The sequence below is a fragment of the Nonomuraea sp. NPDC001699 genome (genome assembly GCF_053596455.1).
The window spans coordinates 773,944-794,164 of the sequence record NZ_JBSFGF010000001.1 but is presented as its reverse complement, the minus strand read 5'-3'; the positions used below and the strand labels follow the sequence as shown (position 1 = coordinate 794,164).

Here is a 20,221-nt window from a genome sequence, read left to right as displayed (position 1 = left end):
AATCGTTTCAAACGCATCGAGAGAGACCGCGTATTCCCAGGTCAGAGCGGGTAAGAGGGCAAACGTGATCGGAGAGCACGTGATCGTCGGCTACAGCAACGCCCCCGGTGGGCGCGATGCGCTCGCGCTCGGGGCCGCCATCACCCGGCTCACCGGGGGCGAGCTCACGGTGGCGTCGATCTATCCCCCGGGCAGCCCGGGGCTGGCCGTGGAGGCCCAGGCCAACCTGGCGCACGCGGGCGAGGAGCTGGGCGTCGTCCCGGCCGAGTACATGGCGTTCGAGAGCCGGGGCCCCGGGCGCGGGCTGTCGGTGCTGGCCAGCAGGATCAGGGCCGACCTGATCGTGGTCGGCTCGGCGAGCGGCGGCCAGTACGGCCGCATCGCCGTCGGCAGCACCGCCGACCACCTGCTGCACCTGTCGCCGGAGGCGGTGATGCTGGCGCCCTCGGGCTACGTGCCGCCCGACGGGCCCGCCCGGCTCACCCTCGCCTACGTCCACCGGCCGCAGTGCGACGCGGCGGTCGAGCGGGTGGCGCAGGCCGCGCTGCGGCTCGACGTGCCGCTCCGGCTGATCACCCTCGACCTGCGCACCGAGGACCAGGGCAAGCTGCGCGACGACCTCGCCCTGGCCGTGCGGCTGGCCTGGGAGAGCACCGGCATCGAGGCCGAGTCGGAGGTGGCCGAGGGCCACGACGTGCAGGCCGCGCTGAAGGACGTCGAGTGGCTGCCCGGCGAGCTGCTGGTGTGCGCCGCGGGCGAGGACGCCCAGCCCCACCGGGTGTTCCTGGGCGAGCTGGCGATGAAGGTGCTCAGGTCGTCGTCCTGCCCGGTCACCGTGCTGCCGAGGGGTTTCTCCTAAGCTTCTGGGCGTGCGTGTCGCCCGGTTGATCGTCGTCGTGGTGCTGGCCTCCCTGGCCGGCGTCTACGTGGTGGCCGGCGCGTGGGGGGCGCTGGCGGTGTTCGCCGCTCAGTGCGCCTTCACGCTGCGGGTCAGGAAGGGGTGGCTGCTCGCCGTCCAGGGCGTGCTGGTCTACGCGGTGACGCTGGGGCAGGGCGCGTCCGTGGCGATCCTGGGGTTCCTCGCCGGCTCGCTGCTGGTGACGCGCTGGTGGGCGGTCGCGCCCGCGGTGGCGTTCAGCGGCGTCGTGATCCACCACTGGCGGTACGCCGGTGACGCGGTCTCCACGACGGACCTCGCGATCACGACGATCCTGATGGCGCTGGTCGTGTTCGGCCTCAACCGGCTGGTCGAGCGGGTGGCCGAGATGGAGGCCACCCGTCCGGCGCTGGCCGCGGCGGCGGTGGCCGAGGAGCGGCTGCGCATCGCGGCCGAGCTGAGCGACGGCCTCGGGCGCGGCCTGACCGCGATCGGCGCGGGCGCGCGGCGGGCGCTGGCCGCGCCGCAGAACGCGGCGCGACTGCTCGGCGAGGTGGTCACGACGGCGCGGCTGTCGCTGGCCGACGCCCGCGCCGCGGCGGCGAGCTACCGCGCGATGTCCCTGGCCCCCGAGCTGACGACCGCCCGCGCCCTGCTGGAGGCGGCGGGCGTCGGCGTGGAGGTGCGGGCCGCCCACACCGAGCCGCTGGGCCCGGCGGGCGCGCTGCTCGCCTCGGTGCTGCGCGAGGCGGTCACGGACGTCGCCCGCCGCGGCACGGCCACGGTGTGCGTGATCGAGACCTGGGAGGAGCCCGAAGGAGCCCAGGTACGCCTGAGAGTGGCCGACGACGGCCGCCGTACGGCCGAGGACGACGGCCTGGGCGGGCTCGGCGACCCGGCCGGACTCACGCGCCAGGTGGCGGTGGCGGGCGGCACGCTCACCCGCGGCCTGTCCGGGCGGGGCCGCTACACGGTGGAGGCCGTGCTGCCCACGACCCGCCCGCCCGCGGCCGCCCGGCGCGAGCCGCCCGACGTCTCGGTGGTCCTGCTGGCCGCCGTGCTGGTCGGGTTCAGCGTCAAGGCGCTGCTGCAGATCCCGGTCGGCCTGCTGGCCCCCGCGGTCGCGGCGCTGGCCGTGATCGTGGTCATGCAGCTGCGGTCGGTCACCGGCCGCCACATGGTGGCGCTGGGGGTGATGGCGGCGCTCACCTTCGCCCCGATCCCGGTGTTCGGGCCGATCTGGCTGGGGACGGCGGGGTTCCTCGCCGGTCCGGTGCTGCTCGCCTTCCGCCCGCGTACCGCCTGGCCCCTGACGGCCGCGATCCTGGCCGCGGTCTGGACGGTCGCCTCCCTGTACGCGCTGCCCGCCCGGGTCAACATCACGGTGAGCACGCTGACGACCGGCCTGGTCGTCTACAGCCTCCTCCGGCTGGCCCAGCTCGCCAAGGAGCTGCACGCCGCCAGGGAGAGCCTGGCCCGCTCGGCCGTGGTGGAGGAGCGGCTGCGTGCCGCCCGCGACCTGCACGACCTGCTCGGCCACAGCCTGGCCGCCATCCTGCTCACCTGCGAGCTGGCCCGCCGCCTGCCCGACCCCGTTGCCGAGCTGGAGAACGTCGTCACCATGGCCGAGCACGCCCATCACGACCTGCGCTCGGTCACCGGCGAGCAGCGCGAGCTGTCCTTCGCCGCCGAGGCCGAGTCGGCCGGGAAGGTGCTGGCGGCGGCCGGGGTCGAGGTCACCGTACGGCTCGCGCACCCCGAGCTGCCGGCCGAGGTCGAGACCGTGCTCAGCGCCGTGCTGCGCGAGGCCGTGACGAACGTCCTGCGCCACAGCGCCGCCCGCGCCTGCGTGATCTCCACGTCCGCCACGGGCGACGAGGTCGGGCTGCTCGTCCGCAACGACGGCGCGGCCGCGGCGGCTCCCCGTCGCGGCTCGTCGGGCCTGGGCAACCTCACCACCCGCCTGGCCACGCTGGGCGGCCGGCTCACCACCGCCGCCGAGGACGGCTGGTTCCGGCTCGACGCGCGCGCCCCGCTAGATCCAGCCGGCCTCGGTGGCGATGCGCACGGCGTCGGTGCGGTTGCGCGCGTTTAGCTTGGCCACGATGGCCGTCAGGTAGTTGCGCACGGTCCCGGCGGTCAGGTGCAGCCGCTGGGCGATGTCGGTGGCCTCCGCGCCGCCCGCCACCAGGCGCAGCACGTCGGCCTCGCGCGGCGTGAGCGGGTTGTCGGCCAGGTCCCAGGCGGTGACGGCGAGCGAGGGGTCGAGCACCCGGCCGCCGCGCGTGACCTCCCTGATCGCCGAGACCAGGTCCTCCGGCGGGGCCGTCTTCAGCAGGAAGCCGTCCACCTGGGCGGCCAGGGCCCGCTTGAGGTGGCCGGGCTTGCCGTACGCGGTGAGCATGAGCGTGCGGCACGACGGCACCCTGGCCCGGATCTCCGCGGCGGCGGCCAGCCCGTCGAGGGTGCCGGGCATGTCGATGTCCAGGACGGCCACGTCCGGCCGGTGCACGGCGGCGGAGGCCACGGCGGCGTCCCCGGACTCGACGGCGGCCACGATCTCGAAGTCGGCCTCAAGGCCGAGCAGGGTCGCGAGCGCGTGCCTGATCACGGCTTGATCCTCGGCCAGAAGTACGCGAATCACGGGGACATGTCTATCAGTGTCCGAATCATGATGACGTCATGGGCCATCGGTGATCGTGTCTCTGGTGGGCGTACGCGCAGTTCAGCAGGCTTGGAGCCATGACGGACGTAGTGCGGTTGGACGCGGTGAGCAAGGTGTACGGGAAGGGCCAGGGCGCGGTGGCGGCCCTGCGCGAGGTGTCCGTGGGTATCCCGCGCGGCTCCTTCACAGCGGTGATGGGCCCCTCGGGCTCGGGCAAGAGCACGTTCCTGCACTGCGCGGCGGGGCTGGACGTGCCCTCCTCCGGATCGGTCCGGCTGGGCGGCACGGAGCTGGCCGGCATGGACGAGACCCGCCTCACCGAGCTGCGCCGGGAGCGGATCGGTTTCGTCTTCCAGGCGTTCAACCTGATCCCGGCGCTCGACGTGATCGAGAACGTCACGCTCCCGCTGCGCCTGGCCGGGGCCCGCGTGGACCGGGCCTGGCTGACCGAGATCCTGAGCCGGGTCGGTCTGGAGGGCAGGGCCGGGCACCGGCCCGCGCAGCTGTCCGGCGGCCAGCAGCAGCGGGTGGCCATCGCCAGGGCGCTGGTCACCAGGCCGGAGGTGGTGTTCGGCGACGAGCCCACGGGCGCTCTGGACACGATGACCGCCCGCGACGTGCTCAGGCTGCTGCGCGAGGTGGTGGACGGCATGGGCCAGACCGTGGTGATGGTGACCCACGACCCGGTGGCCGCCTCCTACGCCGACCAGGTGCTGTTCCTGGCCGACGGCAGGATCGTGGACGCCATGACCGCGCCGACCGCCGAGAAGGTCGCCGAGCGCATGACCCGGCTGGGAGCGTGGACGCGATGATGATCTCGCTGGCCCTGAGGACCCTGCGGCACCGCGTGGCCGCCTTCGCGGGCGCGTTCTTCGCCCTGCTGTGCGCCGCCGCGCTGGTGTGCGCCTGCCTGATGCTGCTGGAGACCGGTCTGCGCGGCGACGTCCTGCCCGAGCGGTACGCCGGCGCGCCCGCGGTCGTGGCGGCCGACCAGTTCGTCCGCCAGACCGTCGTCAAGGGCGACGGCGACGTCAAGACGAAGGCCAAGGCGCTGGGCGAGCGCGCCTGGCTGCCCGAGTCCGTCGTGGCCGGGCTGCGCCGCGACGGCCGCAAGGTGGTCACCGAGGTGACGTTCCCGTTCGGCGGCTTCACCGGGCACGGCTGGGAGTCGGCCGCGCTCACCCCGTTCACGATCGCCAAGGGCCGCGCCCCGCGGGCCGACGACGAGGTGGCGGTGGACGCCCGTGCCGGGCTCGACGTGGGCGCCAGGCTGCGCGGATACCGCGTCGTCGGGGTCACCGCGCAGGCGCTGCCGAGCCAGGACACCGTGTTCTTCAGCACCGCGCAGGCCCGCCGCCTGGCCGGGCACCCGGGCAGGGTGAGCGCCGCCGGCGTCTTCCCCGGCCTCGACCGGGCTCCCGAGGGCACCGTGCTGTACACCGGGGACGAGCGCGGCAGGCTGGAGTTCCTCGACGCCGAGCAGGCCCGGATCAAGCTGATCAGCATGGGCGGCTCGCTGGCCGGCACCTCGCTGCTGGTCGCGATCCTCGTCGTGATGGGCACGTTCGCGCTCTCCGTCCAGCAGCGGCAGCGGGAGCTGGCCCTGCTGCGGGCGATCGCGGCCACGCCGAAGCAGGTGCGCGGGCTGGTCGGCGGCGAGGCGCTGCTGGTGGGCGCCGCCGCCGGGACGCTGGGGGCCGCGGCGGGCATCGGGCTGGGCTTCTGGCTGCGCGGGCAGTTCGTCTCGCTGGGGGCGGTGCCGGCGAACCTGCACCTGGTGGTGAGCCCGTTCCCGCCGCTGGTCGCGCTGGCGGCCACCGTCGGAGCCGCCTGGGTCGCGGCCCGGGTGTCGGCCCGCCGCCTGACCCGGATCCGTCCGGTGGAGGCGCTGGGCGAGGCCGCTCTCGGCAGCCCGCGGCTGCCGTGGTGGCGGCTGGCGGCCGGGCTCGTGGCGGTGGCCGGGGCCGTGGTGCTGACGCTGGTCCTGTCGGGCCTGCGCACCGAGGCGGCGGCCACGCCGGTGACCCTGCTGACCACGCTGGTCTGGACGACGGCGTTCACGCTGCTCGGGCCCCTGGTGGCGCGGGTGACGGCGGCGCTGCTGTCGGTCCCGCTGCGGATCTCGCGAGTGGCCGGCTTCCTGGCCGCGCGCAACCTGCGCGCCGGGTCGGGGGCGCTGGCGTCGGTGCTCTCGCCTCTGACCCTGATGGTGGCGATGACGTGCACGATCCTGTTCGTCCAGACCACGATGGGGTACGCCGCCCAGGAGCAGGCCGACGCCGGCACCCGCGCCGATTACGTGGTGGCCGGGGCCTCCGGCCAGGCGGCCCGCGCGGTGCCCGGCGTGCTGTCGGTGACCGAGGTCCTGCGCACGTCGGTGCGGGTCGGCCTGGACAAGTTCTCCGCCCAGGCCGTCGCCCACCACTCCGGCACCCTCGACCTGGGGGTGGTCGCCGGTTCCATGGACGGCTTCGCCGACGGCTCGGCCGCGATCAGCCGGACCGCCGCCGACCTGCTCGGCCTGCGGCCCGGCGACCCGCTGAAGCTCACGCTGGGCGACGGCACCCCCGCCGCGCTCACGGTCGCCGCCGTCTACTCCCGCGGCCTCGGCTTCGGCGACGTGACGCTGCCGTACGCGCTGGTCGCCGGGCACGTGGACGACCCGTCCGCCACGCTGCTCGTACGGGCTCCGCAGGTGCCGAGGACCGCGCTGACCGCGGCGCTGCCGGGGGCGAGCGTGCTCGACCGGGCCACGGCGGCCGAGGTGAGCACCGCGAACCCGCAGGTCACCTTCGTGGCCCTGGGCCTGATCATCGCCTTCACCGCCATCGCCGTGGTCAACACGCTGGCCATGGCGACCTCGGCCCGGTCCGGCGAGCTGGCCGCGCTGCGGCTGACGGGCACGACCCGGCGGCAGGTGCTGCGGACCCTGCGGCTGGAGACGCTGGGCGCGGTGCTGGCCGCCTCGGTGCTCGGGTCGGCGGTGGCCGTGGTGACGCTGGCCGCGTTCGGCGCGGGCATGACCGGGTCGGCGGTGCCGCACATCCCGCTGCCCGCCTTCGCCGGGGTGATCGCGGCGGCGGCCGTCCTGTCCCTGGTCGCCACCGCTCTGCCGGCCCGGCTCGCGCTGCGGTCAGCCGTCTGAGCCCAGGAGCCGGCCGTACAGCTCCAGGTAGCGGTCGGCCATCACGGCGGGCGAGAAGCGGCGCCGGGCCTCGCGGCGGCACTCCTCCGGGTCGATCTCGTCCACCCGCTGGACCCACTCGGCCAGCTCCTCCTCGGTGTCGGCGAGGAAGCCGGTGCGGCCGTGGTCGATGATCTCGGGGAGGCAGCCGCGGCGCAGGCCCACCGGCGGCACCCCGAGCGCCAGGGCCTCGACGACGGCCGTGCCGCCGGGCTCGTCCCACTGGATGGGGAAGAGCGCGGCGCGGGCCGAGGCGTACAGCTCGTCCCTGGCCTGGCCGCCGACCGCGCCGACCCACTTGATCAGGTCGCCGTCGAGGTAGCGGGACAACTGGTCGAGGTGGTAGCGCACGTCGGGGTGGCCGTGCAGCGGGTGGTGGGGGTCCTGGAGGACGACGTCCAGCTCGGCCTGGCTGTCCCGGCCGCAGACCGGCCCGGCCACGACCAGCGGCAGGCCGAGCTTCTGGCAGATCCCGGCGGCCACGTGCTGGCCCTTGAGCCCGCAGATCCGGCCCATGATCACCAGGTGCTCGCCCCGCTCGGCCCGGACGTCCTGGTCCGCGAGCGGGGTGGCCAGGTAGACGGCGCCGAGCGAGGCCGCGCGCAGCGCCTCGGGGGCGCGGGCCAGCTGCGACTCCGACACCCCGTTGACCGCGATCGACCCCGGGAAGTCGCCGTAGAAGGCCGGATGTTTGCACAGGTCCCAGTGGAGGGTGTGCAACACCGGCGGCCCGCCCAGCGCCGACAGCACCGCCGGCCCGACGACCTCCAGGTGGTCGTGGACGAGGTCGATGTCGTCGCGGGCGCGCAGCTCGTCCGCCACCCGCGCCTGGTGCGCGTGCGCGATCCCCATGACCTGGTTGTACGGCTGCTGCAGCTCGGCGAACCGGCCCTCGTCGTAGACGGCGATCAGCTCGTCGGCCTCCAGCGTGCTCGACGCCACGGAGGCCAGCACGATGTGCACGCCGCGTTCGCGCAGCGCGGGCACCAGCGTCGCGACGACGTTCTCGATCCCGCCGTAGCCGGGAGGCGGGACCGCCAGCCACGGTCCCGCGTTGATCAGCACCTTCACGCGACGTCCTCCTCCAGCATGAGGGAGGCGAGCGGCGGTCGTTCCGCCACGCCCACGTCCACCAGACCGGCCCGCCCGTCGAGCCCGAACTGCAGCAGCGTGTGTCCCGGGGGCTGCGACGACACCACGCGGCCCTGGCGTTCGAGCCGGGACCACGCGGTGAGCATGATCTGCCCGGCCATCCGGCCGAGCGCGTTCACGGACTGGTGCCCGTGCGCGCGGGAGCCCAGGTCCACCTGGGCCATCGCGTCCAGTCCCACGAGGTGGAGGAGGTCGACGAGGAGGCCGAGCTCCACGCCGTACTCGGTGACGAAGGGCACCTGTTCGAGCACTTCGCGCCGGGCGGCGTACTCGCCGCCGAGGGGTTGGCCGAAGCCCGCCAGCTCCGGCCAGAACATGTTGAGCAGGGGCCTGGCCACCAGCTCGGTCACCCGTCCGCCCGCGCCGCGCCGCGGCACGCCGTCCTCGCCCGTGAAGGGACGCTCGTACGTCGCCTTGACGAAATGGGTGTCGGAGTTCACCAGCAGCGGACCGACCAGCCCCGACACGAAGTGCGAGCCGAAGTTGAGCAGGTCCGAGTCGACGAACGCGACGATGTCGCCGTGGGAGGCGGCCAGGCCCTTCCACAGCGCCTCCCCCTTGCCCGTCATGCGCGGCAGGTGGGGCAGCACCTCGTTCTGCGCCACGACCCGCGCGCCCGCCGCGCGGGCCCGTTCCGCCGTCGCGTCGGTGGAGTTGGAGTCGACGACGAGGATCTCGTCGACGAGTGGCGACTCCTCCACCAGCTCACGCCTGATGACGGTGACGATGTCCCCCACTGTGCGCTCTTCGTCGCGCGCCGGTAGGACGACGCTCACCGTCGTGTTGCCCTTGGCCGCGATTAAGGCGTCCACCGGCCATTCGGACGCCGTGCTGGAATGCGGGCCATACCACTCCTGTGCCCTGGCCAAGGCTCGCACATCTGTATCCATGCAGTCAGCCCCATCTCATAGGGCCACGACCCCTGCCCGATCTATGCGCCTCTGAACATCTTTGTTTGTTAACCCCTAGACGTGGCATATGTCGGGTTGTGTCCCCAATTACCCGTGTCGGCATCATTGGTGCCGGAAATGTCGCCGCTCGCCACGCAGATGTCCTGGCCGGCTTCCCCGATGTGACGATCGCCGGGGTGGCCGACACCGATCTCCACAAGGCTGAGGCGTTGGCCTCCGCGTACGGCTCCCCCGCCTACGGCGACCATGCCGGCCTGCTGGAGGCCGGCGGTCTCGACGCTGTTTACGTCTGTGTGCCTCCTTTCGCGCACGGTAAACCGGAGTTCGACGCCCTATCCTGCAATCTCCCGATTTTCGTGGAAAAACCCCTTTCCATGGATCTCAAAACCGCAGAAAACATCGCAGCCGAAATCGAACGGAGAGGGCTCCCGTCCGCCGTCGGCCACCACTGGCGCTACCTCGACGTCGTCGACAGGGCCAGGGAACTGCTCGACGGCCGGCCCGTACGGCTCGCGCTCGGGCACTGGCTGGACAAGGTGCCCCCGGTCGGCTGGTGGCTGAACGCCGGACTGTCGGGCGGCCAGATCCTGGAGCAGGCGGTCCACGTCCTGGACCTGGCCCGGCTGCTGGTCGGCGAGGTGTCGATGGTGCACGCCGTACCGGCAGGGAACCGGGTGGAGGGCGAGATCGACCGGGCCACGTCGGCCGTCATGAGCTTCACGGACGGCGCCACCGGCCTGCTGGCCACCTCCTGCCTGCTGCCCCGCAAGCACCGGGTGGGGCTGGAGGTGTGCGCCGACGGCATCGCCCTGGAGGTCAGCGAGACCCGGCTGCTCGTGGACGGCGAGGAGTCGATCGAGGACGCCGGGCACGCCAAGACCCTCGTGGACCGCGCGTTCATCGACGCGGTACGAGGGAAGGACGCCGACGTGCGCGCGCCGTACGCCGAAGCCCTGCGAACCCACCGCCTGGCCCTCGCCCTCACCCGCTCCGCCGCCGAACGCCGGCCGGTGATGCTCGATGAGTGAGCCGGTGAACACCATTCTCAGTATCGAGGCGCCCGGTGAGGTGCGGATGGTGGAGGAGGAGCTGCCGGGCCTGGCCGACGGCGGGTTCATGGTCGCCACCACGCACAGCGGCGTCTCGGCGGGCACCGAGCTGACCTACGTCAAGGGCGCCAACCCCTACCTCAGCTCGACCTGGGACCCGGCACTCGGCCTGTTCCTGCCCGGCACGCCGTCGGTGGGGTATCCCGTGCGCGGCATCGGCTACATGCAGGTGGGCCAGGTGGTCGAGACCCGTACGCGGGCCGTGGACGAAGGCGCGCTGGTCGCCATGGCGTACGGACACCGCACCGCGTACGCGGCCGACCCGATGACCGACCGGTTCGTCGTGCTGCCCGGCGACCTCGACCCGCTGCTCGGCATCTACGTCGCCCACATGGGCCCGATCTGCGCCAACGGCCTCCTGCACGCGGCCGCCGACCTGCACGGCCCGGCCGTCCAGCACCTGGGCGACGGCGTGCGCGGGCGGCGCGTCGCGGTGGTCGGCGCGGGCGTGGTGGGCCTGCTGACCGCGTCCTTCGCCCTGTCCTGCGGGGCCGCCGAGGTCGTGGTCGTGGACGAGACCCCGGCCAGGCTCGCGGTCGCCGAGGCGATCGGCGCGCAGGTCCTGGCCACCACCGACGACGACCCCGCGGTGACGTTGAAGCGCCGCTGGCGGCACGCCCCCAACGACCGCGGCGCGGACCTGGTCTTCCAGTGCCGCGGTCAGCCGAGGGCGCTGGCCCTGGGGCTCAGGCTGCTGCGCCCGCAGGGCACGCTGATCGACCTGGCGTTCTACACCCAGGGCGCCGACGAGGTGCGGCTCGGCGAGGAGTTCCACCACAACGGGCTGACGCTGCGCTGCGCCCAGATCGGCCGGGTGCCGCGCGGGCTCGCGCACTCCTGGGACCGCGAACGCCTCTCGTACGAGACGATCGGCCTGCTCAGGGAGCGCGGGAGGCTGCTACGCGAGCACGTGGTCACCGACGTCGTCGGCTTCGGGGAGGCCCCCGAACTTCTGGCCGATCTCGCGGCCCGACGGCGGCAGACCGTCCAGGCCGTGCTCAGCGACGACGTCGAGGATGAGGGCGGCTGACCAGCTGAAGTCCCCGCACCCGTGACCGCGCAGCGTGAACGGGTTGAAGTACTCGCGGAAGCCGGAGTGGGCGACGGCGTGGATCATGCCCTCGGCGAGCAGGTCGGCCAGGTCGGGGCGGCGGTCCCTGAGCCCCTGCCAGACGAGCCAGGTCAGGTTGATCCAGCTCGGCCCGCGCCAGTAGCGCGCCGGGTCGAACTCGGCCGTGGCCGGGGCGTGGCTGGGCAGCACGCCGTCCTTGAGCGAGAACTTGTCGACGGCCGTGCCGATCAGCGCCTCGGCGATCTCCGGCGGCAGCCCGGGCAGCATGAGCGGCACCAGGCCGGCGGCGCTGCCCGAGCGGATCAGGCGGCCCGTGCGCAGGTCGCGGGGGCGGAAGTGGCCGTCCTGGTAGAGGTGGTCGACCATGGCGGCGGTGACGGCGGCGGCCTCGCGCCGGTGGGGCCCGGGGTCCTGGCCGCACACCTCGGCGATCTCGGCGAGCGCCGACTCGGCCACGCCGTACGCGGTGTTGAACAGCGGGTCCTCGATCTCGAACGAGCCGGCCCGCTGGTAGCCGCTGTCACGGTAGGCGCTCGCGAGCGCGACGTACCGCTCGTAGTCGCGGTCGGTGGGGCGTTCGTCGGCGCTGACGGTGTTGAGGTCTCTGCGGACGAAGCCCGTCACGCCCGGCTCGACCGCGCGCAGCGGGAGGTCCCAGGCCGGGCTGTTGTCCATGCCCGACTCCCACGGGTGGACGATCGAGATCAGCCCCTCTGGCGAGCGCCGCGAGGCGCGCAGGAACTCCTGCTGGGCGACGAGCTTGGGATAGATCCTGGCCAGGAACGCCGGGTCGGGCTCGGCCTGGTGCACCTTCCAGGCCGCCAGCGCGTGCACGGGCGGCTGCACGATGCCGGAGGTCGCCGAGCCGGACGGCGCGCGGGCGCCCCAGAACTGCGGGCCGGGGAAGTAGGCGCCCTCGGGCACGACGGGGTTGAACACGATGTGCGGCACCCGGCCGTCGCGCCACTGGGCGCCGAACAGCGAGAGCAGCTCCGCCCTGGCCCGCCGCGGCGACCAGCGGGCGTTGCCGATCGCGATGAAGGCGGAGTCCCAGCTCCACTGGTGGGGGTACAGGCGACGGGAGGGAACCGTGTAGCTGCCGTCCCAGTTGGCGACCAGCACGCGTACGGCGTCGCGGAGGATCACAGGAATTTCCTGATGAAGGCCGCCGTCTGCGGGAGCACGATCTCGGGCTCGCCCCGCAACCGGCATTCGAGGGCGAGGTAGCCGTCGAAGCCGACGGCGTCGAGCGTGGCGAGCTGCGCGCCCCAGTCGAGGTGGCCGGTGCCGGGCTGGTTCCTGTTGGACTCGCTGATCTGCATGTGCGCGAGGTACGGCGCCGCCTCCGCCAGGGCCTGGCAGGGGTCGTCCTCCTCGATGTTCATGTGGTAGGTGTCGCCGACGATCCTGATCGAGTCCATCGAGCAGTACGACACCGCGTCGGCCAGGGTGTTGACCATGTGGTTCTCGTACCGGTTGAGGGGTTCGAGCATGATCAGCACGCCGTTGCGCTGGGCGTGCTCGCCGAGGATGCCCAGCGCCTCGGCCAGCACCTCGCGGTCCTCCTCGGCGGTGCGCGGCGGCTCGAACGGCGGCAGCCTGAGCGAGAACTGACCCCAGGAGGCCGGGGTCATGACGCCGATGCCGCCCAGCTCGGCGATCACCGTGAGCTGCGACCTGAGCTGCTGGATGGCGTCCTTGCGCTTGGCGGGGTCGAAGTCGCCGATGAAGTGCGGCATCTCGACGCACACCGTGGGCATGACGACGCCGTCGGCCAGCGCCCGCTTGAGCTCGGTCAGGCGGCCGGCGAAGTGGAAGTCGCCCTTGCCCCTCAGCTCGATGGCGTCGAACCCGGCCTCCACCGCGAACGCGAACTTCTCCTGCAGGCTCCGGCCGGGCAGAAGCTGCTCCTGGGCGGCGAGCTTCATCATGACTCCTCGAAGGTGAAGACGAGCTGGAGCACCTCGGACTGGTGCTTGTCGATCAGGTCGAACGCCTCGGCCGCCTGCTCGACCGGCACGCGATGGGTGACGAGGTCGGCGACCTCGACCTCGCCCCGGTGCACGAGCTCCATGAACGTGCGCTGGAGGCGTTCGACGTCCCAGCGGTGGGCCAGCCAGGAGGCGACGCCGCCGATCTGGGAGGAGACGAGCTGCACCTGGTTGTGGTGGAACTCCTCGCCCAGCCGCAGCCCGATGCCGTCGCCCTGGTAGAAGCCGGCCGCCACGACCCGGCCGCCCTTGCGCACGCTCCTGATGGCCTCCTGGAGGCCCAGGTGGTTGCCGCTCAGCTCGATCGCGGTGTCGGCGCCCTCGATGCGCTTGCGCAGGAACTCGGCCACCGAGCCGGAGCGCACGTCGAACGTCTCGGCGGCGCCGAACTTCCTGGCGAGTTCGAGCCGGTCGGGGATGGCGTCGGCGGCGACCACCCGGGCGCCGCTGAGCACCGCCATGCGGGTGGCGAGCAGGCCGATGACGCCCTGGCCGAAGATCACGACCTGGTCGCCCAGGTGCACGTCGGAGGCGTGGACGGCGTTGAGCGCGATGGCCCCGACCCGGGCGAACACGCCCGCGACGGGGTCGGCGCCCGGCGGCAGGATGTGGCCGGCCAGCTTTTCGGCGGGGACGACCGCCTCGGCGCGGTGGCCCCAGATGCCCCAGACGAGGCTGCCGACGGGCGGCTCGGCGACGTCGGGGGCCGCCTCCACCACCTCGCCCACCTCCTGGTAGCCCCAGCCGGACAGGGGGTAGGCGTGCGTCTGGCCTTCGAGGAAGATCCGGCGCTCGGTGTCCCACTTACGGGTGAGGTAGGGATTGGTGCCGCGATACGCGGTCAGCTCGGTGCCCGCGGAAACCCCGGAATACAGGGTCCGCACCCGGACGGAGCCCGGGACGAGTTCGGCGGGCGACTCCAGGCTGACGCTGACACGGCCTGGCTCTTGGAAGGTGATGACGCGCATACCCCACACTTACGCTTTTTGATCAAACAAAAGTCAGAGATTTAGTGTTTGTTTGCACACCATAGTTGCGCTCGAAACACGCGTAAGTCTACGACTTCCGTCGATCGCGGCCGATGGAATCCGGGTTTCCGGCAGGGCGCGTTCTGGAAAGAGATCTTATCGACATATCCCGCCCCGTCTGTCCACCTGGTCCGGAAGTGCCAGAAGTGCTTGGCCGGGCAGCATCCGGATGACCGAAATGACATCAGACCCGATCGTTTCGCGACGGGTGTCCGCGATCGGTTCTGGGGAAGATTTGCCGCGATGCCGACCAATCTTTTACGAAATCCCCCCAACTGGAGGAGCGTGCCATGCCGAAGAAGGTCACCGCCGTCCTCTCCGTCGCCCTGCTGGCCTCGGCCTCCCTCGCGGCGTGCGGCGACGGCGGCGAGCAGCGGTCCGGCCCGAACCAGATCACCGTCTGGACCGAGGAGAACCTCGGCGACCGGATGGCCGTGCAGAACCAGATCGTCGCCGAGTTCACCAGGAAGACCGGGATCAAGGTCAAGCTGGTCGGCGTCGGGGAGGACCAGTTCAGCCAGACCGTGACGGCCGCCGCCGCCGCGGACGACCTCCCGGACGTGATCGGCGCGCTGCCCCTCGCCTCCGTCCGCGAACTGGAGGCCAACGACCTGCTGGACACCGAGACGCCGGGGCGGATCGTCGATCGGCTCGGCAAGGACTCCTTCTCGCCGCGCGCGCTCGAACTGGACTCCTCCGGCGGCAGGCTGCTGGCCGTGCCCAGCGACGGGTGGGCGCAGCTCCTGCTCTACCGCAAGGACCTGTTCGGCAAGGCCGGGCTGGCGCCGCCGGACACGTACGAGGCGCTGGAGGCGGCGGCGGCGAAGCTGAACGCGGGTGGGGTGGCGGGCATCACGCTGGCGATCGCGCCCAAGGACTCCTTCACCGCGCAGAGCTTCGAGCACGTGGCGCTGGCGAACGGCTGCCAGCTAGTCGACAATTCCGGAAATGTCGCGCTAGACAGCCCACAGTGCGTGAAAGCCTTCGAGTTCTACGCGAAACTAGCGAAAAACTACTCAGTCAAGGGCAAACAGGACGTCGACTCCACCAGGGCCACGTACTTCTCCGGGAAGGCGGCCATGATGATCTGGTCGTCGTTCATCCTCGACGAGCTGGCGGGGCTGCGTAAGGACGCGCTGCCGAGCTGCGCCGAGTGCCGCGGCGACCCCGAGTGGCTGGCGAAGAACACCGGCGTGGTCACGGCGCTGAAGGGCCCCGACGGAAGCACCCCCGCCCAGTACGGCGAGATCGTCTCGTGGGCGGTCGTCCGCGGCGCCGCCACCGACCCGGCCGCCACGTTCGTCGCCTACATGATGGACGAGGGGTACGAGCGCTGGATCGGGATGGCCCCCGAGGGCAAGTTTCCCACCCGCGAGGGCTTCGCGGACAAGTGGAACAAGCTGCCCGCGGGCGTGGACTCCAAGAAGCCGCTGTCGGAGGTCTACCCGGCCGACGTGCTCGACGCGCTGCGCAGGAGCCCGGACACCTTCGCCCGCTGGGGCATCCCGCAGGGCCAGGGCAAGCTCGTCGGCGCCACGATGGGCGAACTGCCCGTGCCCAAGGCCCTGAGCCAGGTGGCCGACGGCTCGCTGACCCCGCAGGCCGCCGCCGCCCAGGCCAGGAAGGACGTGGAGACCATCAAGCGCGGGATCCGGCAATGAGCGCACCCCGGACCCTGCGGCAGCGGGAAGGGCGGGCCGGCCTGGCGTTGATCTCCCCCACGCTGGTCATCACGCTGGTCGTGGTGGTGCTGCCGCTGCTGTGGGCGATCATGCTGGCCTTCCAGGACGTCCGGCTGATCAACATCCGCCGGGCCGGCGTCTTCGGGCACTACACGCTGCAGAACTTCACGTACGTGATCTCCGAGCCGGGTTTCTGGACGTCGCTGGTCAACACCCTGGTCTACACGGTGGCCGGCACGGCGCTGTCGATCGCGGCCGGCCTGGTGACCGCGCTCGCCCTGCGCGACAGGTTCCGGGGCCGCACCCTGGTCAGAGCCTCGATCCTGATTCCGTACGTGGCGCCGGTCGTGGCCGTGGCCTTCCTGTGGGAGACCATGCTGAACCCCCAGTACGGCATCGTGAACACCTGGCTGAAGGAGCCGATCGCCTTCCTCACCCAGGCCCAGGGCGACTTCCTGGGCCTGAAGGTGCCGGTCGCGCTGCTCACGGTGATCGCGTTCGAGGCGTGGCGGTACTTCCCGTTCGCGTTCCTGTTCATCCTGGCCCGGTTGCAGGCGCTGCCCGCCGACCTGGAGGAGGCCGCGGTCGTGGACGGCGCCACCCCCACCCAGCGCTTCCGGTACGTGATCATGCCGCAGCTCTGGCGCATCGTGGCGCTGCTGGCGGTGCTGCGGTTCGTGTTCACCTTCACCAAGTTCGACGACGTCTACCTGCTGACCGGCGGCGGCGCCGGGACCGAGGTGGTCAGCGTGCGCGTCTACAACTTCCTGACCGCCCGCGACGACATCGGCGCCTCGGCCGCGCAGGCGATCGTGCTGGCCGTCTTCCTCGTCGTCTTCCTGACCGTCTACCTGCGCTTCTTCTCGGGAGGCGATCGTGAGCAGGGATAGGTTCGAGCGTGGGCTGTTCGCGGCGCTCAAGCCCGTGGTGATCGTGTTCCTCCTCGCGGTCACCGCGCTGCCGTTCCTCTACATGGTGACGTTGTCCGTGCGCGACATCCAGGAGCTCATCCTGGAGCCGGGGTCGGTGTGGCCGCGGCGTCTCACCCTGGACACGTACGTGAACGTGCTCACCACGCAGGGGTTCCTCACCTTCATCAGGAACAGCGCGGTCGTCGCGGCCGGCTCGGTGGCCGCGACGCTGCTGATCTCGATCCCGGGCGCCTACGCCGTCGCGCGGCTGCGCTTCTTCGGCCGGCGGCAGGTGCACTTCCTGTTCCTGGCGGTCTACCTGTTCCCGGCGATCGTCCTAGCCATCCCCTTGTTCGTGCTGTTCACCATGCTGGGGCTCAGAGGATCTCTCGCCGGACTGATCCTGGTTTATATCGCGCAGACCGTGCCCGTCACGGTATACATGCTGCGCAACTACTTCGAGACCGTGCCACGGAGCGTGGAGGAGGCGGCCGCGATCGACGGCTGCTCGCGGCTGTCGACCATCTGGCGGGTGGTGCTGCCCCTGTCCAAGCCCGCGCTCATGGCGACCGGACTCTACGCGTTCATGATCGCGTGGAACGAGTTCCTGTTCGCCCTGCTGTTCCTCGTGGAGCGGCGGGAGAGCTGGACGGTCTCCCTGGGGCTCTCGCAGCTGGCGGGGAGCATAGAGATCCCCACGACGGTGCTGATGGCAGGATCCGTGGTGCTGACGCTGCCCATCGTGATCGTGTTCTTCGCCAGTGAACGCCTGCTGACGGAGGGCCTCACGGCCGGCGCGGAGAAGGGATAGACATGCTGACGGCAGGGCAGGTCCTCCAGCTCGTCCGCGATGGCTCCTGCCGTACCCGCAAAGAGCTGATCGAGTTCACCGGCCTGTCCCGGTCGACCATCACCGACCGGGTCGACCGGCTCATCGCCGCCGGCTACCTGCACGAGTCCGGCGTCGGCGCCTCGGGCGGTGGCCGGCCGCCCTCCGTGCTCGACGTCGACGCCGCCCGGCGGCTGGTGCTCGTGGCCGACCTGGGCGCCACCCACGCCAGGGTGGCCCTCACCGACCTCGCCGCCCGGCCGTTGGCCGAGGAACGCGCCGAGATGCGCATCGACCGCGGGCCCGAGGCCGTGCTGACGTGGGTGTGCGAGGCGTTCCAGCGCATGCTGGACCGGGCCGGACGGCCGGCGAGCGAGGTGTGCGGCATCGGGCTCGATCTGCCCGGCTCGGTCGACCACACCAGCGGGCGGATGATCAGGTCGTTCCTGATGCCGGGCTGGGACGACCATCCGATCAGGGAGGCGATCGGGCGCACGTACGACGTGCCCATCCTGGTGGAGAACGACGCCAACGCGATGGCGCTCGGCGAGTGGTGGTCGTCCTGGCGGGAGACGGACTCGCTGATCCTGGTGAAGGTGTCCACCGGCATCGGCACCGGCATCGTCCTCGACGGGCAGATCTACCGGGGCGTCGAGGAGGCCGCCGGGAACATCGGGCACGTCCGCATCCGGGAGACCGACGACCGGGTGTGCACCTGCGGCTCCCGCGGCTGCGTGGCCTCCCTGGCCAGCGGGCACGCCCTCGCGGCCGACCTCGGCCAGGAGACCAGCCGCGACGTCGTGCGCCTGGTGCAGGCCGGCGACCCGGCGGCCATCGCGCGCACCCAGGAGGCGGGCCGCACGCTGGGCGTGGTGCTGGCCACCGCGGTCAGCCTGCTCAACCCCGGCGTGCTGGTGCTGGCCGGGGACATGGCGCAGACGCGGGAGCACTACCTGACCGGGATCAGGGAGGTCGTCTACCGGCGGAGCCTGCCGTACACGACGCGCAACCTGGAGATCGTCCCCAGCCGGCTCGGCGACCGGGCCGGGATCACCGGCATGGCGGTGATCGTCATGGAGCACGTGCTCTCGCCCGCGGCCGTCGACGGCGCGCTGGCCGCCGCCGTCGGGTGATCAGGCCAGGGCGGCGGGCAGGATGGTGGCGGCCTCGGTGAGCGAGGGGCCGTACCAGGTCAGCAGGCGGCCGCTGACCAGCGCGCAGGGCAGGCCGGGGAACGCCTCGGGGCCGTCGTCCGCGCTGAAGGCGTAGGGCTCGTCGGGCAGTACGACCAGGTCGGGGCGGTTGCCGGTCAGCTTGGGCAGCGGGATCTTGGGGTAGCGGTCGGCGTGGCCGGCGTACAGGTTGTCCACGCCGAGGTGCCGCAGCACGTCCCCGGTGAAGGTGTCGCGGCCCACGACCATCCAGGGGCGGCGCCAGATCGGGACGATCGCGGTGCGGCGCGGGCCGGGCGCGGGGGCGCCCCACGCCTCGCGGGCGGTTTCCAGCCAGGCCGGGCGGTCCGTACGGCAGGCGTGCGCGAACATGCGCTCCAGCGAGGCGAACGCCTGCTCCAGCGTCTCGATCCTGGTCACCCAGACCGCGACGCCCGCCTCGCGCAGGGCCTCGACGTCGGGCGCGCGGTTCTCCTCGACGTTGGCCAGGACGACGTCCGGTCGCAGGCGGAGCACGGCGTCGAGATCGGGGTTCTTGGTGCCCCTGACCCTGGCGACGTCCAGGCCGGCCGGGTGCGTGCACCAGTCCGTCGCCCCGACCAGCGCCTCCGGGACGGTCGCCGCCACGGACTCGGTCAGCGACGGCACCAGCGACACGATCCGCCGGACGTCGCGGGGTACCTTCACAGGCACCCCTGTGTCATCGTGGACCACGGCACCACCTTAGGTTGCGTTTTCCTGAAATATGCGTAGCACCACTCTTATGTCGGTATAGATCCGTAGAATCCCGGTAAAGATCGTTAAAACTCTGTGATCGGGGGCTCGACGGTTGGAGCACGAGGCATCGGATTTCGATCCGAACACGCCGAACGTGGCACGGCTCTACGACTACTACCTCGGCGGCAAGGATCACTTCCCGGTCGATCGGGAGGCGGCCGAGCGGATCCTCACGGTGGCGCCCGAGGTACGGGCGGCGGCGCGGGCCAACCGCGCCTTCCTCGGCCGCGCCGTACGCCACCTCGCCGAGGCCGGGATCAGGCAGTTCCTCGACATCGGCACGGGGCTGCCGACCCAGGGGAACGTGCACGAGGTGGCCGCCAAGATCGCGCCGGGCTCCCGCGTCGTCTACGTCGACCGTGACCCCGTGGTGCTGGTGCACGCCAGGGCGCTGCTCACCGGCCACGGCGACGACACCACGGTGGTCGAGGGCGACCTGCGCAATCCGGGCGACATCCTGCGCGACCCCGAGGTGCTGCGGGCCATCGACTTCAGCCGGCCGGTCGCCGTGCTGCTGGTGGCGATCATGCACTTCATCGAGGAGTCCGACGATCCCGAGGGGATCCTGAAGACGTTGCGTGAGGTCATGGCCCCGGGTAGTTACCTGGTCATGTCCCACGGCACCAGCGACGCCCGTCCCGACGCGGTCAGCACGGGCACCGAGGTCTACCGCAACGCCACCTCGCGGCTGGCGCTGCGCAGCCGGGCCCGGATCAGGGAGCTGTTCGAGGGTTTCGAGCTGCTGGAGCCCGGCCTGGTGTGGCTGCCCGAGTGGCATCCCGACCAGACGGACACGATCGACTTCATGGACCGTCCGGAGTCGTCGCTCATCGTGTGCGGCGTCGCCAGGAAGGTCTAGGA

At 72.0% G+C, this 20,221-nt stretch carries 17 protein-coding genes and 1 pseudogene; 11 read left to right on the top strand and 7 right to left on the bottom strand.

Features of this window, described 5'->3' with window-relative positions; all coding sequences use genetic code 11:
- Nucleotides 1-64 precede the first annotated feature (64 nt).
- Together ACWCSU_RS03810 and ACWCSU_RS03805 are read left to right on the top strand one after the other, a co-directional pair.
- Nucleotides 65-859 carry a universal stress protein gene (locus ACWCSU_RS03810; RefSeq protein ID WP_449933384.1) on the top strand — a complete coding sequence of 265 codons (795 nt, stop codon included), beginning with the start codon at nt 65-67 and terminating at the stop codon, nt 857-859.
- A 10-nt stretch (nt 860-869) separates the two neighbouring features.
- Nucleotides 870-2,972 carry a sensor histidine kinase gene (locus tag ACWCSU_RS03805; RefSeq protein ID WP_449933382.1) on the top strand — a complete coding sequence of 701 codons (2,103 nt, stop codon included), beginning with the start codon at nt 870-872 and terminating at the stop codon, nt 2,970-2,972.
- Here the strand turns inward: ACWCSU_RS03805 and ACWCSU_RS03800 are convergent.
- Nucleotides 2,913-3,521, bottom strand: a complete 609-nt coding sequence (locus ACWCSU_RS03800; protein ID WP_357694987.1) for a response regulator transcription factor — start codon at nt 3,519-3,521, stop codon at nt 2,913-2,915. The two genes, ACWCSU_RS03805 and ACWCSU_RS03800, sit on opposite strands and share 60 nt — an antisense overlap.
- A gap of 98 nt (nt 3,522-3,619) precedes the next feature.
- Between ACWCSU_RS03800 and ACWCSU_RS03795 the strand changes: the two genes are divergently transcribed.
- Both ACWCSU_RS03795 and ACWCSU_RS03790 read left to right on the top strand, forming a co-directional pair.
- On the top strand, nt 3,620-4,354 hold the full coding sequence (locus tag ACWCSU_RS03795; RefSeq protein ID WP_357694985.1) for an ABC transporter ATP-binding protein: 735 nt from the start codon (nt 3,620-3,622) through the stop codon (nt 4,352-4,354).
- A complete protein-coding gene (locus tag ACWCSU_RS03790; RefSeq protein WP_449933733.1) occupies nt 4,351-6,687 on the top strand; it encodes an FtsX-like permease family protein in 2,337 nt (778 codons plus the stop codon). Before ACWCSU_RS03795 ends, ACWCSU_RS03790 begins: the two co-directional genes overlap by 4 nt.
- Here the strand turns inward: ACWCSU_RS03790 and ACWCSU_RS03785 are convergent.
- Both ACWCSU_RS03785 and ACWCSU_RS03780 read right to left on the bottom strand, forming a co-directional pair.
- The gene (locus ACWCSU_RS03785; RefSeq protein WP_449933379.1) at nt 6,676-7,797 is read right to left on the bottom strand and encodes a glycosyltransferase; all 1,122 of its coding nucleotides are present in this window, start codon (nt 7,795-7,797) and stop codon (nt 6,676-6,678) included. The genes ACWCSU_RS03790 and ACWCSU_RS03785 overlap by 12 nt on opposite strands.
- Entirely contained in the window at nt 7,794-8,768 is a 975-nt protein-coding gene (locus ACWCSU_RS03780; protein ID WP_357694981.1) for a glucosyl-3-phosphoglycerate synthase, read from the bottom strand. The genes ACWCSU_RS03785 and ACWCSU_RS03780 overlap by 4 nt, the downstream gene beginning before the upstream one ends.
- On the opposite strand from ACWCSU_RS03780, the gene ACWCSU_RS03775 reads away from it, so the two are divergent.
- A complete protein-coding gene (locus ACWCSU_RS03775) occupies nt 8,735-9,817 on the top strand; it encodes a Gfo/Idh/MocA family protein (RefSeq protein WP_357694979.1) in 1,083 nt (360 codons plus the stop codon). The two genes, ACWCSU_RS03780 and ACWCSU_RS03775, sit on opposite strands and share 34 nt — an antisense overlap.
- Nucleotides 9,818-9,821: 4 nt before the next feature.
- Nucleotides 9,822-10,928, top strand: a complete 1,107-nt coding sequence (locus tag ACWCSU_RS03770; RefSeq protein ID WP_449933376.1) for a zinc-binding dehydrogenase — start codon at nt 9,822-9,824, stop codon at nt 10,926-10,928.
- Nucleotides 10,929-10,937: 9 nt separating this feature from the next.
- Here ACWCSU_RS03770 and ACWCSU_RS03765 read toward each other — a convergent pair.
- The 3 genes and pseudogenes from ACWCSU_RS03765 to ACWCSU_RS03755 form a co-directional block, all read right to left on the bottom strand.
- Nucleotides 10,938-12,182: pseudogene (locus tag ACWCSU_RS03765) on the bottom strand (MGH1-like glycoside hydrolase domain-containing protein); the annotation flags it as partial.
- Nucleotides 12,113-12,901, bottom strand: a complete 789-nt coding sequence (locus tag ACWCSU_RS03760) for a sugar phosphate isomerase/epimerase family protein (RefSeq protein WP_449933374.1) — start codon at nt 12,899-12,901, stop codon at nt 12,113-12,115. The pseudogene ACWCSU_RS03765 and the gene ACWCSU_RS03760, both read right to left, overlap by 70 nt.
- Entirely contained in the window at nt 12,898-13,929 is a 1,032-nt protein-coding gene (locus tag ACWCSU_RS03755; protein WP_449933372.1) for a zinc-dependent alcohol dehydrogenase, read from the bottom strand. Before ACWCSU_RS03755 ends, ACWCSU_RS03760 begins: the two co-directional genes overlap by 4 nt.
- Nucleotides 13,930-14,279: 350 nt before the next feature.
- Here ACWCSU_RS03755 and ACWCSU_RS03750 point away from each other — a divergent pair, with 350 nt between their 5' ends.
- Genes ACWCSU_RS03750 through ACWCSU_RS03735 form a run of 4 tightly spaced genes read left to right on the top strand, consistent with a single transcriptional unit; the run spans nt 14,280 to nt 18,544 of the window.
- A complete protein-coding gene (locus tag ACWCSU_RS03750; RefSeq protein WP_449933370.1) occupies nt 14,280-15,650 on the top strand; it encodes an ABC transporter substrate-binding protein in 1,371 nt (456 codons plus the stop codon).
- Nucleotides 15,647-16,561 (top strand): carbohydrate ABC transporter permease, encoded by a 915-nt coding sequence (locus tag ACWCSU_RS03745; protein WP_357694969.1) that lies wholly within the window; start codon nt 15,647-15,649, stop codon nt 16,559-16,561. Before ACWCSU_RS03750 ends, ACWCSU_RS03745 begins: the two co-directional genes overlap by 4 nt.
- Nucleotides 16,548-17,393 (top strand): carbohydrate ABC transporter permease, encoded by an 846-nt coding sequence (locus tag ACWCSU_RS03740; RefSeq protein ID WP_449933367.1) that lies wholly within the window; start codon nt 16,548-16,550, stop codon nt 17,391-17,393. The genes ACWCSU_RS03745 and ACWCSU_RS03740 overlap by 14 nt, the downstream gene beginning before the upstream one ends.
- A gap of 2 nt (nt 17,394-17,395) precedes the next feature.
- The gene (locus ACWCSU_RS03735; protein ID WP_449933365.1) at nt 17,396-18,544 is read left to right on the top strand and encodes an ROK family transcriptional regulator; all 1,149 of its coding nucleotides are present in this window, start codon (nt 17,396-17,398) and stop codon (nt 18,542-18,544) included.
- Here the strand turns inward: ACWCSU_RS03735 and ACWCSU_RS03730 are convergent, their stop codons facing one another.
- Nucleotides 18,545-19,270 carry a helical backbone metal receptor gene (locus ACWCSU_RS03730; RefSeq protein WP_449933363.1) on the bottom strand — a complete coding sequence of 242 codons (726 nt, stop codon included), beginning with the start codon at nt 19,268-19,270 and terminating at the stop codon, nt 18,545-18,547.
- A gap of 142 nt (nt 19,271-19,412) precedes the next feature.
- Between ACWCSU_RS03730 and ACWCSU_RS03725 the strand changes: the two genes are divergently transcribed.
- Nucleotides 19,413-20,219, top strand: coding sequence for an SAM-dependent methyltransferase (locus ACWCSU_RS03725; protein WP_449933361.1), 807 nt, complete (start codon nt 19,413-19,415; stop codon nt 20,217-20,219).
- Nucleotides 20,220-20,221: the final 2 nt, after the last annotated feature.

Excerpts from the sequence above, each read along its gene's own strand:
- ACWCSU_RS03795 (WP_357694985.1), top strand. The coding sequence starts at position 3,620 with ATGACGGACGTAGTGCGGTTGGACGCGGTGAGCAAGGTGTACGGGAAG.
- ACWCSU_RS03790 (WP_449933733.1), top strand. The coding sequence starts at position 4,351 with ATGATGATCTCGCTGGCCCTGAGGACCCTGCGGCACCGCGTGGCCGCC.
- ACWCSU_RS03780 (WP_357694981.1), bottom strand. The coding sequence starts at position 8,768 with ATGGATACAGATGTGCGAGCCTTGGCCAGGGCACAGGAGTGGTATGGC.
- ACWCSU_RS03760 (WP_449933374.1), bottom strand. The coding sequence starts at position 12,901 with ATGATGAAGCTCGCCGCCCAGGAGCAGCTTCTGCCCGGCCGGAGCCTG.
- ACWCSU_RS03755 (WP_449933372.1), bottom strand. The coding sequence starts at position 13,929 with ATGCGCGTCATCACCTTCCAAGAGCCAGGCCGTGTCAGCGTCAGCCTG.
- ACWCSU_RS03750 (WP_449933370.1), top strand. The coding sequence starts at position 14,280 with ATGCCGAAGAAGGTCACCGCCGTCCTCTCCGTCGCCCTGCTGGCCTCG.
- ACWCSU_RS03745 (WP_357694969.1), top strand. The coding sequence starts at position 15,647 with ATGAGCGCACCCCGGACCCTGCGGCAGCGGGAAGGGCGGGCCGGCCTG.
- ACWCSU_RS03735 (WP_449933365.1), top strand. The coding sequence starts at position 17,396 with ATGCTGACGGCAGGGCAGGTCCTCCAGCTCGTCCGCGATGGCTCCTGC.